Raw genomic sequence first — 14,975 nt, 5'->3', positions numbered from 1 at the left:
CTCACCGGGGCCTCCGGCCGCTCGTGAAAAAAAGTTTCAAGACGGCCTCAAGGTTTGGCAAATGATATAAAGGCTCAGTGGCCGAGATCACCCTGGACTTCCGCCAGCTCCAGGCGTTCGCCGAGGTCGGCTACCAGGTCGCGGGCAGCGGCGGCGCCCACGCGGCGATGTCGGCGCTGCGCCGGGTGGTCCCGGTGGACGCGTACGAGTTCGTCGCGTTCGATCCGGCCACGGGGCGGCACCACAGCGTCGTGTCCGACGGCCACCCGCGCATCGACCACGACGCGGCCGAGGAATACGCGGGGCTGGAGGCGTGCCGCAGGGCCATCGCCACCCGCGCGCCGGTGGTCATGCCGGAGCCGGACACCGAGCGCTACTTCCGGCGCCACCTCGCCCCCTACGGCTGGCGGGCGGGGCTGACGGCGCCGCTGTTCCTGAGCGAGGGCCGCTACACGGGGCTGCTGCACCTGGCCACGAAGGACTCCTTTCCCCGGCTCACGGGCGCGCTGGTCGTCGCGATCAGCCCGATGCTCGCCCACGTCACCGACCTGACCAGGTGCGTGATCGACCCGGTCGGGCTGCCGCCGGACTTCCGGGCGGTCGCCTTCGACCGGGTCGGGACGCGGCGCGAGGTGCCGGGTCACGAGGAGTCGGCCGTGCTGCGGGAGGATCCGGCGATGGCCGCGTTCGCCCGGGCGTTCATCGACTCGCGGGAGCTGAGCAGGCACGGGCTCTGGCTCGACCGCGAGGGGCGCTGGCACGAGTTACGGCTGCTCAGGGCCGGGGTCGGGTTCCAGGGGGCGCTCCAGGGCGCGGTCGTGGCCGAGCGGCCGTGCCCGCTGCCGTACGACCTGACGGGGCGCGAGGTGGACGTGCTCACCCGGGTGGCGGCCGGCGACTCCAACCCGCAGATCGCCGCCGCGCTGGTGCTGAGCGTCCGCACGGTGACGACCCATCTGGAGCACATCTTCGCCAAGCTCGGCTGCGACAGCCGTACCCGCCTGACCACCAAGGCCCTGGCCGAGGGCCTGTGCCGCCTCGACGTCTAGTCAGACGGCCATCCCCGCCGAGAGGTGCGACCACAGGAGCTCGAACCAGACCGTGGTCGTGCCGTCCTCGCGGGTGAAGCCCCAGCGGTGGCTGAGCGCCTCGATCAGCGGCAGGCCCCGTCCGCTGGTGGACTGCGCGCTCGTACGGCACACGCACGGCGGCCCGTCGGACCCCGCGTCCGACACGAGCACCCGCACCGCCGTCTCCGAGCTGCTCACGGTCACCGTGAACGAACCGCCCGCCCCGGACCTGGTGTGCAGGATCGCGTTCGTGGCCAGTTCGCTGGTGAGCAGGGCCGCGTCGTCGTACAGGGGGTGGTCGCGGCCGAGCGCGGCCGTCACGAGCCCCCGGGCCCTGGCCACCTGCGACGGCACGCCCGGGAGCCGGGCCACGAGATCACGGGAGTCGCCTCCGTCGACGCTGTGAAAGTCCGGCGGTGCCACGGCGACCTCCCCCAAATCCGGTGACGTTATGAGACGCGCCGGTGGTGGGCCGGAGATTATCGCGAAAAGGTAGGAATGACCTTGCCCGAGGTCGGCTGCACGACCGCGGACGCCGACCGAGTACGCTGCGATCGACGAGTCGTCTAGGCCATAGGGGAGAGCGTGGGAGGTCGCGTGAGCAGCCTGGAGGCCGTCTGGGTGCAGCCGTACGACCGGGCGGGGGCGGCGGTCGTGACTGGCTTCTTCGACATCCTGCACGTGGGCCACGTGCGCTACCTGGGCGCGGTCGCCGATCGCGGCCTGCCGCTGGTCGTCGGCGTCGAGGACGATCCCCGGGTGCGCGCCTGGAAGGGGCCGAGCCGCCCGCTCAACCCGGCGGAGGAGCGGGCCGAGGTGCTGGCCGCGCTCCGCTTCGTGACCGGCGTGTTCATCGTGACGGGGCCGCCGGAGGCGCACGGGCCGGAGGACTACATCGACCTGCTGGAGCCGATGCGGCCGGGGGCGCTGGCGCACACGGCCGGCGACCCGCACGCGGGCGCCCGCGCCGCCGCCGCGGCGATCCTGGGGGCCGAGTGCTGGGAGATGGCCTCCATCCCCGGCCGCTCCACCACCCGGATCGTGAACGCGGCCGGCAAGGGCTGACAACCCGGGCCACCAAGCGCCCCGCCTTCTACACGGGCCGCCCCCGGATGCGGCCCGCGCGGCGAACGGTGCCGCACCGGTGACAGTGGGGCGGGTGGGACGGGCGGGAGCGGGTGGCAGGGCATGATCGACTACGCTTCCGTGGCATGACAGCCGACCTGGTGGCGAAGCGCGTGACGAACCTGCTGGCACCCCAAGTGCTGGTGATCCTCATGCCGCCCGTCGTCGGCCTGCTGGCCCAGGGCTGGGGCGGCGCCGCATGGGGGCTGGTGGCCTCGGCGATCTGCGGGGGCGTGCCGGCGGCGGTGATCGCGGTCGGCGTGCGCGCGGGCCGCCTCGACTCCCACCACATCGTGGACCGCGCCCGCCGCACCGGCCCCCTGCTCGCCGCCGTGGCGGCCGTGCTGGTCGCGCTGGCGCTGCTGGTGGTGATGGGCGCGCCGACGCTGCTCGTCGCCACCGTGACCGCGATGCTGGTCGCGCTGGCCGTCACCGTGCCGGTGACGCTGCGCTGGAAGATCTCCTTTCACGCCGCCGTCTCGGCGGGCACGGTCGTCGTGTTCGCCCACGTCCTGCCCGCCTGGCCGGCCGCGATCGCCGGAGCCGCCGTGGTCGCGCTGGTGTGCTGGGCACGCGTACGGCTCGCGCACCACACCTGGCCCCAGGTCGTCGTCGGAGCGGTGGTCGGCACGGCCGCGACGTGGGCGACGCTGGCCGCGTTCGGACTGAGCTGAGCCCCGCACGCAGGGCCGGAATAGCGCTGCCGCGTCCGGGGTTGCCGCTGACATGGATGTCACGAACCGCGGCCGGGTACGCGTCGAGCCCACGGCCAAGCGTGTGAGGACCTATCTCGGCGGCCGGGTGGTGGCCGACTCCACCTCCGCCCTCCTGGTGTGGGAGGTCCCGTACTACCCCACCTACTATTTCCCGCCGGCCGACGTGGACGAGTCCGCGCTCAAGGCCACCGGCGCGGCCAAGCACTCCCCGAGCAGGGGAGACGGCCTGGTCCACACCGTCACCTCGGGCACGGCGGAGGCGGCCGACGCCGCGCTCGTCTATCCCGACTCGCCGCTGGAGCAGATCCGCGGCCACGTCCGCTTCGAGTGGGACGCCATGGACGCCTGGTTCGAGGAGGACGAGGAGGTCTACTTCCACCCGCGTGACCCGTACACGCGGGTGGACATCCTGCCGAGCTCCCGCCACGTGCGGGTCGAGGTGGACGGCGTGACCGTGGCCGACTCCCGCAGCCCGCGCATCCTCTTCGAGACGGGCCTGCCCGCCCGCTACTACCTGCCGAAGACGGACGTACGGCTCGACCTGCTGGAACACACCGACACCGCCACCCACTGCCCCTACAAGGGCACGGCTGAATACTGGACGGTCAACGGCCAGAAGGACCTGGCCTGGTCGTACCGCACGCCGCTGCCGGAGAGCGCGAAGGTCGCCGGATTGATCGCGTTCTACAACGAGAAGCTCGACATCTACGTGGACGGCGAGCTCCAGGAGCGCCCGAAGTCGAAGTTCTCCTGATCCCGGGCCGTCAGGCGGAGGGGGTCCAGCGCGGGTCGCGGCCGAGGTAGCGCAGGAGCGCCGCCACGTCGTCGTCGCCCGGCTCCGAGCCCAGCGCCGGGGCGTACGCGCCCCAGGCGCGCAGCGGCTCGACGATCTCCATGGCCACCTTCAGCAGGGGCCTGGCCAGCTCCGGGGTGAGCGGCGAGGCCTGGCCGGTCGCGACCGCGATGTCCCAGGCGTGCACGGCGGCGTCCAGCGCGCACGCCGTCGAGCCGGACCACGGCGACATCTTGTGCGGCGGCACCGGCGTCGGCACCTCCGCGGCGCCCCGGTCGACGCCCGCCCACGCCCGGGCGGAGCGGACCAGCGCCTCCTCGGTGAAGGCCGACGGGTCCGCCTCCGGCTCGCCCGACGGCTCGAACGGGTTGAACGCGGGGCCGGGCTCGCCGGTCAGCGCGGCGGCGAAGCCGATCTGGTCGCCGGCCGCGTGCTGGAGGACCTGGGTGACGTTCCAGGCCGCGCAGGGCGTGGGCAGGTGCCAGGCCCCGGCCGGCACGGCGCCGACGACCTTGCGCAGCGCCTCGTGCGAGCCGTCGAGGATGTCCCAGCCGCTTACAGTGGTGTCGCTCATTGGTGAGCCCCCTTTCGTGGTGCTTTCAGCATAGCAGAACGGAATGCTTTGTTCCACTAGTCGGGGGCCTCTTCTTCCAGGCCGTGGATCAGCATGTCCAGGGCCTGCGCGAAGTCCGCCGGCGGGTCCACGCCCTCCCGGGTGCTCCGCAGCAGCCTGCTGAAATGCGGCAGGCGTACCGGATCCATCTCGCGTACGTACGCGCTGACGCCCTGCTCGCCCGCGTGCACGCCGGAGTCGCCGGTGAACCCGCCCGTGGACAGCACCAGCGACCCGAACACCAGGCTGTTCACGGCGGTCAGGCCCCGCCACGCGCCCAGTTCGTCGAACCCCGCCCGGAACAGCGCCCCCACCAGCGCGTCGAGCGGCTCCAGCGCCCGTACGGAGGTCGGGTTGGACTGGTCGGTGACCAGCGCGAGCGGCACCGCCGGATGGCGGCTGAACACCCGGTACATGCTCAGCGCCAGCTCGCGCACCTGCTCCTGCCAGGGCAGCGCCGGGTCCGGCCGCTCGACCTGCTCGAACACCCGCTCGGCCACGCCGTCGAGGATGTCGGCCTTGTTCGAGACGTGGTTGTAGAGGGACATCGCCTCGACGCCGAGCGCCTTGGCCAGCCGTCGCATGGTCAGGCCCTCCAGGCCCTCCTTGTCGGCCAGTTCCAGGGCCGCGTCCAGGACCCTCTCCCTGTTCAGCGGCTCCCGTCGTGCCATCCGGTGCTCCTTTCCCGATTGACAAAGCTTACGGTGTATGTGTTCTACTTACTGCGTAAGCTTACGACGTAAGTAGAGGAGCGGAGATGACCGATGTGATCGTCGTCGGTGGCGGGCCCGTCGGGCTGCTGCTGGCGTGCGAGCTCAAGCTGGGCGGGGCCGACCCGCTGGTCCTGGAGGCGGCGACGGGCGAGGAGCGGCGGACGCGCAGCCTCGGCCTGCGCTCGCTCAACGCGCGCACGGTGCAGTCGCTGGCCCTGCGTGACCTGGTCGAGCCGGTGGCGGGCGAGCAGTGGGCGATGCTCGACGAGCTGGCCGCGCGCCGGGAGCCCGCCGGGGCCGACCTGGTCGCCATGATGGTGGAACTGCTCCGGCAGGGGCTGATCAGAGGGCACTTCAGCGGGCTGCCGCTGCTGGGCGAGGCCGGCGACGCCGAATACCTCATGCTCAGGCAGGACCGGCTGGAGGCCGTCCTGGCCGAGCGGGCCGCCGGGATGGGGGTGCGGATCCGGCAGGGGTGCGCGGTCAGTGACGTCGCGCAGGAGGAGTCCGCCGCCGTCGCCAAGCTCGCCGACGGGCGGACGGTACGGGCCGCCTACCTCGTGGGGTGCGACGGCGGGCGGAGCCTGGTGCGCAAGCGGTCGGGGTTCGCGTTCGAGGGGACGCCGCCGACCATGACGGGGCGGACCGCCGTGGCCGAACTGGCCTCCGCCGAGGCCGTGACGTCGTCCCTGCGCCACCCCGGCGGGCTGGTGAACCTGTCCCTGGTGCCGGGGGAGATCGCCACCATCGAGTTCGACGGCGGGCCCGGCGAGCGGGACGCGCCGATGACGGCCGAGGAGCTGGAGGGCAGCCTGCGGCGGGTGACGGGGCACGACGTGGTGGTCAAGCGGCTGGAGACCGGCATCCGGTACAGCGACAACACCCGGCACGCGGGCACGTACCGCATGGGGCGGGTGCTGCTGGCGGGGGACGCGGCGCACGTGCACTCGCCGATCGGCGGCCAGGGGCTCAACCTGGGGCTGCAGGACGCGGTCAACCTCGGGTGGAAGCTGGCCCTGGTGGCCCGGGGGCGCGCGCCCGAGGCGCTGCTGGACACCTACACCGCCGAACGGCACCCGGTGGCGGCCCGGGTGCTGCGCAACACCCGGGCCCAGGTGGCGCTGATGCGGCCCAGGCCGCAGGTGGACGCCTTGCGGGAGGTGCTGGCGGAGGTGATCGAGCTGCCGGAGGCCAAGCGGCACTTCACGGGGATGGCCGACGGGACGGACGTGGACTACGCGCCCGGCTCGGCGCACCCCCTGGTCGGCCGCTTCGCCCCGCGCCTGGCGGCGGTCCCCGGGGTCCCACTGGCCGAACTGCTGCGGGACGGGCGCGGCCTCGCGCTGGCCCTCTCGGGCGGGCCCGGCGAGGGCGGGCCCAGTGGGGGAGAGCCCGGTGGGGGTGAGCTCGACGCCGCTATGGCGGGCCACCGCGACCGCGTACGGGTGGCGCACGCGGTCCCCTCGGCCCTGCCCGGCGCCGGGGACGCGGAGGTGCTGCTGGTGCGCCCCGACGGCTACGTCGCGTGGGCGGGCGGGCGCGACGGGGTCGCCGACGCGCTCACCACGTGGTTCGGGCCGCCCAGGGGTTAGGCGAGCAGTCGGGTGAGTACCCGGGTGCCGAATTCGAGCCCCTCTACCGGCACCCGCTCGTCCTTGCCGTGGAACATCCCGAAGTAGTCCAGGTCCGGCCGGAGCATGAGGGGCGCGAAGCCGTACCCCTTGATGCCGATCCTGGCAAAGGACTTCGCGTCCGTGCCGCCGGCCATCACGTACGGCACCGGCCGGGCGAACGGGTCCTCGGCCACCAGCGCGCCCGCCAGCGTGTCGAAGAACGCCGACGGGTACGGCGCGTCGGGCGCGTCCTCCAGGTTGACGAACTCGCGGGTGATCTTCGGCCCGAGCAGCGCGTCGATCGTCTCCAGGAACTCCTCCTGCAGCCCCGGCAGGTAGCGCCCGTCCACGTGCGCCTCGGCGGTCGAGGGCACCACGTTCACCTTGTATCCGGCGTCGAGCATCGTCGGGTTCGCCGAGTTGCGGATCTGGCTCTTGAACAGGCCGCCCAGCGGGCCGAGCCGGGCGGCCTCCGCGTCGAGGCGGTCGAGGTCGATCTCCTGGCCGGTGATCTCCGACAGGCTCTGGAGGAGGGCGGCCACCGACGGCGTCAGGCGTACGGGCCACTGGTGGGAGGCCACCCGCGACAGGGCGTGCACCAGCGTGGCGACCGGGTTGTCCACCGGCGGGCGCGAGCCGTGCCCGGCCACGCCGTGCGCGGTGAGCTTCATCCAGGCGGTGCCGCGCTCGCCGACGGCGATCGGGTAGACCCGGTGCTCGCCGGAGGCCACGCTGAAGCCGCCGGACTCGCTGATGGCCTCCGTGACGCCGTCGAACAGCTCCCGGTGCTCGGTGACGGCGTGCCGCGAGCCGTAGTCGCCCGTCGCCTCCTCGTCCGCCAGGAACGCCAGCACCAGGTCACGCTTCGGGCGCACGCCGCGGGCGGCCAGGTCGAGCACGGCCGCGAGGGTCATCGAGCACGAGCCCTTCATGTCGACCGCGCCGCGCCCGTACACGCAGCCGTCCACGATCTCCCCCGAGAACGGGTGCAGCTGCCACTCGGCCGGATCCGCGGGCACCACGTCCAGGTGGCCGTGGATCAGCAGCGCGTCAGGGGAGTCGCCGTCGATCCTGGCCACGACGGTGGTCCGCTTCGGAGCCGACTCGAACACCACCGGCTCGATCCCCGCGTCGGCCAGCAGCGTGGCGACGTATTCCGCCGCCGGCCGCTCGCCCGAGCCCGGGTTGGTGGTGTCGAACCTGATCAGATCCGAGCAGATCTCGGCAACGCTTTTCACGCTCTCCCCTTCAGTGTCAAAGGCGGCACCTCGGGAGTCTCCATGCCGAAGATCAGCCCGTAGAAGGCCAGCTCGGCCTCCAGCGCCGAGACGATAGTCTCCTCCCTGCGCCAGCCGTGCTGCTCGCCGGGGTAGGTGATCAAGGCCCACTCTTTGCCATGTTTGTCCAGTTCGGCGGTGAACCGCTCGGCCTGGCTCACGTCCACGATCGCGTCCTCCAGGCCGTGCAGCATGAGGCACGGGCCCGAGGCGCGGTAGGCGTTCAGGAGCGGTGAGCGCTCGGTGTAGCGGTCGCGGGTCTCGGGCAGCGGGCCCACCAGGCCGTCCAGGTAGCGGGACTCGAAGTCGTGTGTCTCGGCCGCCCAGCTCTCCGGGTCGGTGATCGCGTAGTGCGCGACCCCGCCCGCGAACACGTCGCTGTGCACGAGCGCCGCCACCGTCGTCCAGCCTCCGGCGCTGCCGCCGCGGATGGCGATCTTCGCGGCGTCGGCCCTGCCCATCTCGACCAGGCCGCGCGCCACCTTGGCGCAGTCCTGCACGTCCACGACGCCCCACTGGTGGCGCAGCCGCTCGCGGTAGGCGCGGCCGTACCCGGTCGATCCGCCGTAGTTGACCACGGCCACACCGAGCCCTCGGCTGGTGAAGTACGCGATCTCCAGGTCGAGCACGACCGGGAGGTTGCCGGTCGGGCCGCCGTGCACGAAGATCACGTACGGGTTCGGGCCGCTCCGGCCGCCCGACGGCGGGTAGAGGTGCGTGTGCACGCCCTCGATGGCCACCGCCTCGGGGGTGGGGAGCAGGTCTCGATCCGGCAGCGGCTTGCGCGGCGAAACGACCTCGTGGGTGCCGTCGGCGAGGTCGACGAGGGTGACCTCCAGCGGCGTGTACGGGGTCGCGCCCACGGCCGCCACCTTGCCGCCCGCGACCGACACGGTCGAGGACCAGTAGGTGGCCGTGCCGCCGATGTCCCTGATGTCGCCGGTCTCCGGGTTCAGGACGCCCAGGCGGCGCAGGTCCGGCGTGCCGTACACGACAGCGAGCTCGCCCGTGTCCGTGATGGCCAGGTACGACATGCCCGGCTTCCACGCGGCGGCGCCGAACTCCTGCTCGATCGGGGTGAGGTTCGTGGCGGGGGAGCCGTCGAGGGGGACGAGGTGGACGTTCCACCAGCCGGTGGGGTCGGTCACGGCGTACAGGCTGCCGCGGTCGCGCCACTCGGCCTGGGCCACCGACTCCTCGGGGCCTCCGGCGACCACGCGGTACGCGCCCGCCGTGCCGTCCTCGCGCAGCGGGGCCACGCACAGCTCGGTGCCGTCCCAGGGCATGTTCGGGTGGTCCCAGCCGATCCAGGCGACGTGGCGCCCATCGGGGGACAGGCGGGGGTTCATCAGGAAGTGCTGGGCCTTGACGATCACCGTGACCGGGCCGCCGTCCAGGGGCACCGCCACCAGGTCGCGCACGCCGTCCGTCTCCCGGACCGCCCACACCTCGTCCCGCCCGGGCGGGAGGTAGAGGTCCGCGTAGCGGTACGGCCCCTCGGGCGTGATCGCCACCGGCTCCGCCCCCTCGCCGGGGGCGAGACGGTAGAGGCGCTGGTCGGCCCAGTTCGTGAAGACGAGCCCGCCTACCGGGAGCGGACGCCAGGAGCGCCCGCCGTACTCGATCACCCGGTTGCGCGCGTTCCAGCCCGGCGGCAGGGCGTCCACGCGGGTGCCGTCCGGGAGGCGGCGGACCACGCAGCGGCGCCCGCCCTCGGCCGGGCGTGGCTCGTCCCACCAGACCTCGACACCGGAGGGCGTGGCCACCGCCTCCACCCACTGCGGGCCGCCGTCGGTACGGGCCACGTCGATCGGTCGAATGCTCATCAAGTCACCAATTGCCATTCGTACATGGGGGAAGTGGATGGTCAGGCGGGTGAAGGATGTACGCGATGCCCCCGCTGCCCGAGCCCCTGAGCCATACGTTCTCGAACGCTGCCCGCGGATACACCCTTCGAACCGAGGCGTCGTCCGGAGCCGCGGGATCGTTGACGACGACGTCGCCCTCGACGGTGAAACCGGTGACGACCAGGATGTGCCCGCTGGTGGAGTAGCAGGAGCCGGGCAGCTCGGCCGCCTTGAACGACTGCGACGTGATCACCGGGACGCCCGCCCGCACGAACGCCTCCAGCTCCACCGCCGACCGCAGCCGCGTCACGAACCCGGCCAGGCCGTAGCGCCCCGCGTACGCCACGTTGAACGGCCAGTTGCCGGTGCCCTGGTAGCTCTCGTCGTACGTGCCCATGGCCGCGTGATCCACGGCCGGGGCCGGGTCGCCGTCCCCCACCCAGGCCAGCTCGGCCGGGCCGGGACCGCGGCCCCAGTAGCCCAGCACCATGGCCACCGAGGCCGGGCTGCACCAGTTGACGCCGCCGCCGTCCCACTGCGGATGGTGCCCGGCGTGCGCGTGCTGGGAGTACGCGGGCACCGCCAGCTCCACCGCTCCGGCGGCGCCGAAGGGGCTCGGCGCGACCGGACGGCGCGGCACGGCCGAGGCCATCACGCCCAGCCCGGTCACCCGCGCGTCCGCGCCGTAGGCCGCGACCCGCACCTGGTAGGCCACGACCGGCCGCCGGGCCACGAACGTGTCCACCGCCACGTCCCCGTCCTCGTCGCCCTGGCCGGGCACCGAGGTGCGGGGGGTGCCGTGCTCCGACCAGTGGCCCATGACGTACCACTTGGTGAGATCGCCCCGCTCGGTCCTGGCCCGGAGCGACACCTCGATCCACGAGCCCGGCGCGGTGCGCGCGGTCCACGAAGGTATGAGCTGGGTCGCCGGGAACCCGATCCGCTGCTCCGCACTCGCCCACGAGCCTGCCCGCGAGCCTGCCCGCGAGCCTGCCCGCGAGCCTGCCCACGGTGGACCCGCGGGTACGGCGAAGCGGGCGAAGGCGACGCGGACCAGATCGACGGTGAGCACCAGCCATATTGTGGTTTCGCACCCTGTGTCGCACATCGGATGGTTTACGTACCGGCCCCATTTTGTGTCGGTGGTGATCTCTATGGTTCGGGGCATGACTCAGGCGGTACAGGCATATTCCTATGCGGGTCCCTCCACGCTCACCGACGGCAGGCTCGGTCTCTCGACCTCCGGTGGCATGGCGTTATCGGGGCCGCAGACGCACCCGCGCTTCTTCAGCGGGCTGCTCACCCACGCGGCGCCGGCCGCGGCCGGGCTGCTGGCGGTGGCGGACGTCGCGCTCGCCCGCTACCACCAGCCCAGGCCGGGCTGGACCCGCGACCCGGTGGTGACGTGCGACGGCGGGCGGCTGCGGTTCGAGTCGTTCTCGGCGTGCGGCGGCGTCTACGCCCGCCTGGACGTGCTGGAGCTCGACGGCGACGTGCTCGACCGGGGCACCACCAACGTCGACGTCAACGGCCCGCTGCGCGAGTCCCTGGCCAGGGTGGGCGGCCGGGACCCGCTCCACCTGGGCGTCGGCCCCGACGAGCTGACGGTCACCACGCTCGACGGCGCGGTCGTGGAGAAGAAGGTGCCGCTGCCGTCGCGGTGGCTGCGCGGGTTCGCCGAGGTGCAGGTGATCGCGTCCGGCTGGGACCTGCGGGCCGAGCTGGCCGGGCCGCACGCCGTGCGCTTCCTGCGCTCGCTGCCGAAGGGCGCCCGCTCCACCGTCTGGGCCGTCCCCTCAGGCCGCGACCTGCGCGTGGCCTCCGGCCCGGCGCGCGGCGGGGTCTGCCTGTCGGGCACCGGGCGGGTGGCCACGCTGCTGCCGCTGCTCAGGTTCGCCAAGGCGCTGCGGGTCTACGGGCCGGCCGACGGCTCCTCCACGGCCAGTGGGTGGGAGCTGGAGCTGCCCGGCATGCGTTACACGCTGGCCGTCTCGCCCGAGCCGTGGCGCGGGTTCTCCGGCGAGGGGGCGGTGCTGTCCGACCTGGCCACCGACGAGGCCGCGGACGACGCCGACGTGGTGGGCATGCTGCTCAACTTCGAGCCCACGGTCGAGCTGGGGCTGCTCGCCGACCGGTCCGGGCTTCCGCTCGAACGCGTACGCGCCGCGCTCACCCAGCTCGGCACGGCCGGGCGCGTCGGCTACGACCTGCACGAGGCGGCCCACTTCCACCGCGAGCTGCCCTACGACAGGGACCAGGTCGCCCAGCTCAACCCCCGGCTGACGGCCGCCCGCGCGCTGGTCGACTCCGGCGCCGTACGGCTGCTCGGGGAGAGCGCCGAGGTGACGACCGACGGCGGGGTGCGGCGGGTGCGGATCGCCGAGGGCGAGTGCACGTGCCAGTGGTGGTTCGACCACCGCGGCTCGCGCGGGCCGTGCAAGCACGTGCTGGCCGCCAGGATCGTCGCCCGCGTCGCCGTAGAGGTCGCTCCATGACCGCATGGGAGACGGTGGTGGCGGCCCTCGACACCGGCGACCCGCAGCGGGTCGCCGAGCGCGTGCTCGCCCTCGGCGAGCGCGAACGCCGTGAGGTGGCCGCCCTGCTCCCCGCCCACATCGCCGTGGCCGAGCGGCGGGCCGAGGACCGGCAGCTGGAGCGCATCACCAGGAGGGAGCGCGAGAGCGAGGCCGCCTGGCGCGAGCACGTGCGCCGGGCCGAGCGCGCCGGCCGCACCGTGCACGAGTACGAGCGCTGGGAGTGGAACACCCCCTGGAACCCGCCCTGGCCGCACGAGCGCGAGGAGAACTGGGTCGACTCCCTGCGGGTCGCGGGCGCGGCCACCATCGGCGGCGCGGCGGCCGTCGTGGCCTGGCTCAACCGCCGCGAGTTCCAGGACCGCCGGGAGGTGAGCATCGCCACCACGGAGATCCTCCAACGCGTCCTGTCCACCCGCCCGGCCGCGTGGCAGGAGGACTTCGCCACCCGCGCCGCCCTACGGCTGCGCCCGGCTCCCCGCCGGCGCCGCCGCTCGGACGAGATGGACAGGCTCGCCCTGGCCATGCTGCGCCGCACCGGCGTGGTCCCGCCGGAGCACGACCCCCTCGTGGTGGCCTGGGTGCGCCGGCCGCCCGAGCGCGAGGACCCGCTGCTCGACCACCTCCTGCCCCGGCTGTTCGAGGCGGAGGGCGTGGGCGCGGTCCTGCGCGGCGAGCGCCCGGAGCCGCTGACAGGCGGCACCTGGCTGGCCGCGCTGGCGAAGCTGGCCGGTCAGGGCCGCCGCGACCTGCTGCTCGACGGATGCGTACGGCGGTTCCTGCGCGGTGGCGAGGCCGCCGACCTGCGCTTCTTCGTCCACCTGCACGAGCTGCTCCAGCCGACCCCGGACGAGGTGAGCAAGCACGCCCCCGACTACCTGCGGCTGCTGCCCGCCGCGCCGGGACCCGTCGCGGAGATGGCGCTGCGCCACCTGCGCGGGCTCGACCACCTGGACCCCGCGGACGTGTCGGAGGCGCTGCGGGCGCTGCTGTTCCGGCCGGAGCGCAAGCTGGTGACGGCCGGGCTGACCTGGCTCGACGCCGTCGCCCGCGCCTGGCCGGGCGACCTCGACGAGCTCGCGCCCGCGCTGGGGTACGCGTTCGCCTGCGAGTCCGCCGATGTGCAGGGCCGGGCGGTGCGGATGGCGGTCAAGCACGCCAAGCGGTTCACGCCGGTGGGGGCGCAGTCCCTGCGCGACTCCTTCGGGCTGCTGCCGCACCAGCTCGGGGAGACCCTCGTGGCGGTGTTCGGCGGGGAGGCCGCCGAGGAGCCCCCCGAGCCCTTCACACCCGCCCCGCTGCCGGCGCCGCGCTTCGCCGAGGCGTTCCCCGGGCCGGTGACGGCGCCCGTGGAGCTGGGGCCCTGCGGGGGCGGATGGGAATCCGCGGAGCTGTGGCTGGCGGGCGTCGTACGCCTGCACCACGACGACCGGGACGGGCTCGTGGCGAGGCTGTCGGAGTGGCGGCTGGGCACCCGCTCGCACGAACGGCCGTGGCTGGACGTATGGCAATGGTGCGAGGAGATCGCCCGGCTGATCCTGACGGGCGGCTCCATGGCTGGCGGGCTGCCCCGGGCCGGCTCGGTGTCGGCGCCGCACCTGTTCCTGCTGCGGCGCTGGGCCGAGGTCCACTCGGCGCTCCAGGCCGGCGCCCTCCCGCCGTACCTGCTGGCCGAGCCCACCGAGGGCACCGGGCACGTGGACGCCGGGGAGCTCGTGGCGCGGCTGGCGGGCTACGAGCGACGCGGTGTCGAGGCCCTGCCGGCGGACCTGCAGCAGGCGCTGCTGCGGCTGCCGCGCGAGGTGGCGCCCGAGGTGGTGGCGCGGGCGCGGCGGCTCACCTCGGAGGCGGGGCGGGCGGCGGCCCGGTGGATGGACGGCGGACGCCCCGAGCCGGTCACGGAGGTCGGCTGGCTCGCCTCCGGGCGGCTGGATCCCGGCGGCGAATACCGCGACGACCGGGAGGCGGCCGATACCCGGACCCCCGATCTGGCGCCCAGGATCCGGGTGGCGCCGACAGGACTGCCGCTGGTCGACGAGCTGCTCACCGAGCCCGGCCGGCGGCGGAAAGGTCAGGGCGAGCTGCTGCCGTGGTGGCCGTACGTGATGCCGTCCGACCGGGAGGTCGTCGCGCTGCACCTCGTCCCGCACCTGCTGTACGGGTGGCCGACGCAGGGAGCCAGGCCGCCCGAGGCGTACGCCCTCGCGCTGGCCGGCGGTCCGTGGGGCGAGGGGATGGCGCTCGTGCTGGCGTTCTTCCTGGCCGACCCGTCCTGGTCGAAGCTGCCCGTGGTGCGGGCGCGCCTGCTGGTGGACCTGGCGGCCCGCGGCGACGAGGACGCCGAAGGGATCGGCCGGCAGCTCGGGCTGCTGCTGCGCAGGACGTGGCTCAAGCCCGGCCCGGTCCTCGAGACCCTGGAGAGCGCGGCCGAGCAGGGAGCGCAGTGGGAGGTGTGGCGGATCATGACCGGGTTCCTGCCCGTGTTCCTGCCGGGGCCGGAGGAGCGGCCGCACACCCGGCACACGCAGGTGCTCGCGTTCGCGCTGCGCGCCGCCCGGTGGGCCGGAGCGCGCGGGCCGGTGCCCTGCGTGGCGGAGATCGCCGGGCGGCGGGCGTCGAACAACTTCGTCCGCGAGGCCCGCCGCCTGCACACCTACCTGACGTGACCGCCACG

Annotated in this window: 13 protein-coding genes; 7 read left to right on the top strand and 6 right to left on the bottom strand. The window is 73.9% G+C overall.

What is annotated here, in order from left to right:
* The first annotated feature begins 77 nt into the window (after nucleotides 1-77).
* Nucleotides 78-1,049 (top strand): response regulator transcription factor, encoded by a 972-nt coding sequence (locus tag ACFKCF_RS36980; RefSeq protein ID WP_394499955.1) that lies wholly within the window; start codon nucleotides 78-80, stop codon nucleotides 1,047-1,049.
* Here the strand turns inward: ACFKCF_RS36980 and ACFKCF_RS36975 are convergent, their stop codons facing one another.
* Nucleotides 1,050-1,493, bottom strand: coding sequence for an ATP-binding protein (locus ACFKCF_RS36975; RefSeq protein ID WP_355192081.1), 444 nt, complete (start codon nucleotides 1,491-1,493; stop codon nucleotides 1,050-1,052).
* A gap of 174 nt (nucleotides 1,494-1,667) precedes the next feature.
* Between ACFKCF_RS36975 and ACFKCF_RS36970 the strand changes: the two genes are divergently transcribed.
* The 3 genes from ACFKCF_RS36970 (at nucleotide 1,668) to ACFKCF_RS36960 (ending at nucleotide 3,665) form a co-directional block, all read left to right on the top strand.
* Nucleotides 1,668-2,135 (top strand): adenylyltransferase/cytidyltransferase family protein, encoded by a 468-nt coding sequence (locus ACFKCF_RS36970; RefSeq protein ID WP_394499954.1) that lies wholly within the window; start codon nucleotides 1,668-1,670, stop codon nucleotides 2,133-2,135.
* Between the two features lie 146 nt (nucleotides 2,136-2,281).
* Nucleotides 2,282-2,869, top strand: coding sequence for a hypothetical protein (locus ACFKCF_RS36965; RefSeq protein ID WP_394499953.1), 588 nt, complete (start codon nucleotides 2,282-2,284; stop codon nucleotides 2,867-2,869).
* A 52-nt stretch (nucleotides 2,870-2,921) separates the two neighbouring features.
* Entirely contained in the window at nucleotides 2,922-3,665 is a 744-nt protein-coding gene (locus ACFKCF_RS36960; protein WP_394499952.1) for a DUF427 domain-containing protein, read from the top strand.
* A 10-nt stretch (nucleotides 3,666-3,675) separates the two neighbouring features.
* Here ACFKCF_RS36960 and ACFKCF_RS36955 read toward each other — a convergent pair whose 3' ends face one another.
* Both ACFKCF_RS36955 and ACFKCF_RS36950 read right to left on the bottom strand, forming a co-directional pair.
* Complete coding sequence (locus ACFKCF_RS36955) at nucleotides 3,676-4,278, bottom strand: TIGR03086 family metal-binding protein (protein ID WP_394499951.1); 603 nt, start codon at nucleotides 4,276-4,278, stop codon at nucleotides 3,676-3,678.
* Between the two features lie 56 nt (nucleotides 4,279-4,334).
* Nucleotides 4,335-4,988, bottom strand: a complete 654-nt coding sequence (locus tag ACFKCF_RS36950; RefSeq protein ID WP_394499950.1) for a TetR/AcrR family transcriptional regulator — start codon at nucleotides 4,986-4,988, stop codon at nucleotides 4,335-4,337.
* An 86-nt stretch (nucleotides 4,989-5,074) separates the two neighbouring features.
* On the opposite strand from ACFKCF_RS36950, the gene ACFKCF_RS36945 reads away from it, so the two are divergent.
* Nucleotides 5,075-6,622 (top strand): FAD-dependent monooxygenase, encoded by a 1,548-nt coding sequence (locus tag ACFKCF_RS36945; RefSeq protein ID WP_394499949.1) that lies wholly within the window; start codon nucleotides 5,075-5,077, stop codon nucleotides 6,620-6,622.
* On the opposite strand, the gene ACFKCF_RS36940 is transcribed toward ACFKCF_RS36945, so the two are convergent.
* From ACFKCF_RS36940 to ACFKCF_RS36930, 3 genes are read right to left on the bottom strand one after another with little or no spacing between them, the layout of a single operon-like run.
* A complete protein-coding gene (locus ACFKCF_RS36940; protein ID WP_394499948.1) occupies nucleotides 6,619-7,881 on the bottom strand; it encodes a M20/M25/M40 family metallo-hydrolase in 1,263 nt (420 codons plus the stop codon). The two genes, ACFKCF_RS36945 and ACFKCF_RS36940, sit on opposite strands and share 4 nt — an antisense overlap.
* A complete protein-coding gene (locus ACFKCF_RS36935; RefSeq protein WP_394499947.1) occupies nucleotides 7,878-9,746 on the bottom strand; it encodes a prolyl oligopeptidase family serine peptidase in 1,869 nt (622 codons plus the stop codon). The genes ACFKCF_RS36940 and ACFKCF_RS36935 overlap by 4 nt, the downstream gene beginning before the upstream one ends.
* Nucleotides 9,747-9,750: 4 nt before the next feature.
* On the bottom strand, nucleotides 9,751-10,839 hold the full coding sequence (locus tag ACFKCF_RS36930; RefSeq protein ID WP_394499946.1) for a C39 family peptidase: 1,089 nt from the start codon (nucleotides 10,837-10,839) through the stop codon (nucleotides 9,751-9,753).
* Between the two features lie 94 nt (nucleotides 10,840-10,933).
* Here ACFKCF_RS36930 and ACFKCF_RS36925 point away from each other — a divergent pair, with 94 nt between their 5' ends.
* Nucleotides 10,934-12,262, top strand: coding sequence for an SWIM zinc finger family protein (locus ACFKCF_RS36925; RefSeq protein ID WP_394499945.1), 1,329 nt, complete (start codon nucleotides 10,934-10,936; stop codon nucleotides 12,260-12,262).
* A complete protein-coding gene (locus ACFKCF_RS36920) occupies nucleotides 12,259-14,967 on the top strand; it encodes a hypothetical protein (protein WP_394499944.1) in 2,709 nt (902 codons plus the stop codon). Before ACFKCF_RS36925 ends, ACFKCF_RS36920 begins: the two co-directional genes overlap by 4 nt.
* Nucleotides 14,968-14,975 lie beyond the last annotated feature (8 nt).

The organism is Nonomuraea sp. JJY05 (assembly GCF_043496855.1).
Classification (GTDB): Bacteria; Actinomycetota; Actinomycetes; order Streptosporangiales; family Streptosporangiaceae; genus Nonomuraea.
This window is presented reverse-complemented; position numbering and strand designations above follow the sequence as displayed.

Excerpts from the sequence above, each read along its gene's own strand:
- ACFKCF_RS36955 (WP_394499951.1), bottom strand. The coding sequence starts at position 4,278 with ATGAGCGACACCACTGTAAGCGGCTGGGACATCCTCGACGGCTCGCAC.
- ACFKCF_RS36920 (WP_394499944.1), top strand. The coding sequence starts at position 12,259 with ATGACCGCATGGGAGACGGTGGTGGCGGCCCTCGACACCGGCGACCCG.
- ACFKCF_RS36960 (WP_394499952.1), top strand. The coding sequence starts at position 2,922 with ATGGATGTCACGAACCGCGGCCGGGTACGCGTCGAGCCCACGGCCAAG.
- ACFKCF_RS36935 (WP_394499947.1), bottom strand. The coding sequence starts at position 9,746 with ATGAGCATTCGACCGATCGACGTGGCCCGTACCGACGGCGGCCCGCAG.
- ACFKCF_RS36925 (WP_394499945.1), top strand. The coding sequence starts at position 10,934 with ATGACTCAGGCGGTACAGGCATATTCCTATGCGGGTCCCTCCACGCTC.
- ACFKCF_RS36945 (WP_394499949.1), top strand. The coding sequence starts at position 5,075 with ATGACCGATGTGATCGTCGTCGGTGGCGGGCCCGTCGGGCTGCTGCTG.
- ACFKCF_RS36965 (WP_394499953.1), top strand. The coding sequence starts at position 2,282 with ATGACAGCCGACCTGGTGGCGAAGCGCGTGACGAACCTGCTGGCACCC.
- ACFKCF_RS36950 (WP_394499950.1), bottom strand. The coding sequence starts at position 4,988 with ATGGCACGACGGGAGCCGCTGAACAGGGAGAGGGTCCTGGACGCGGCC.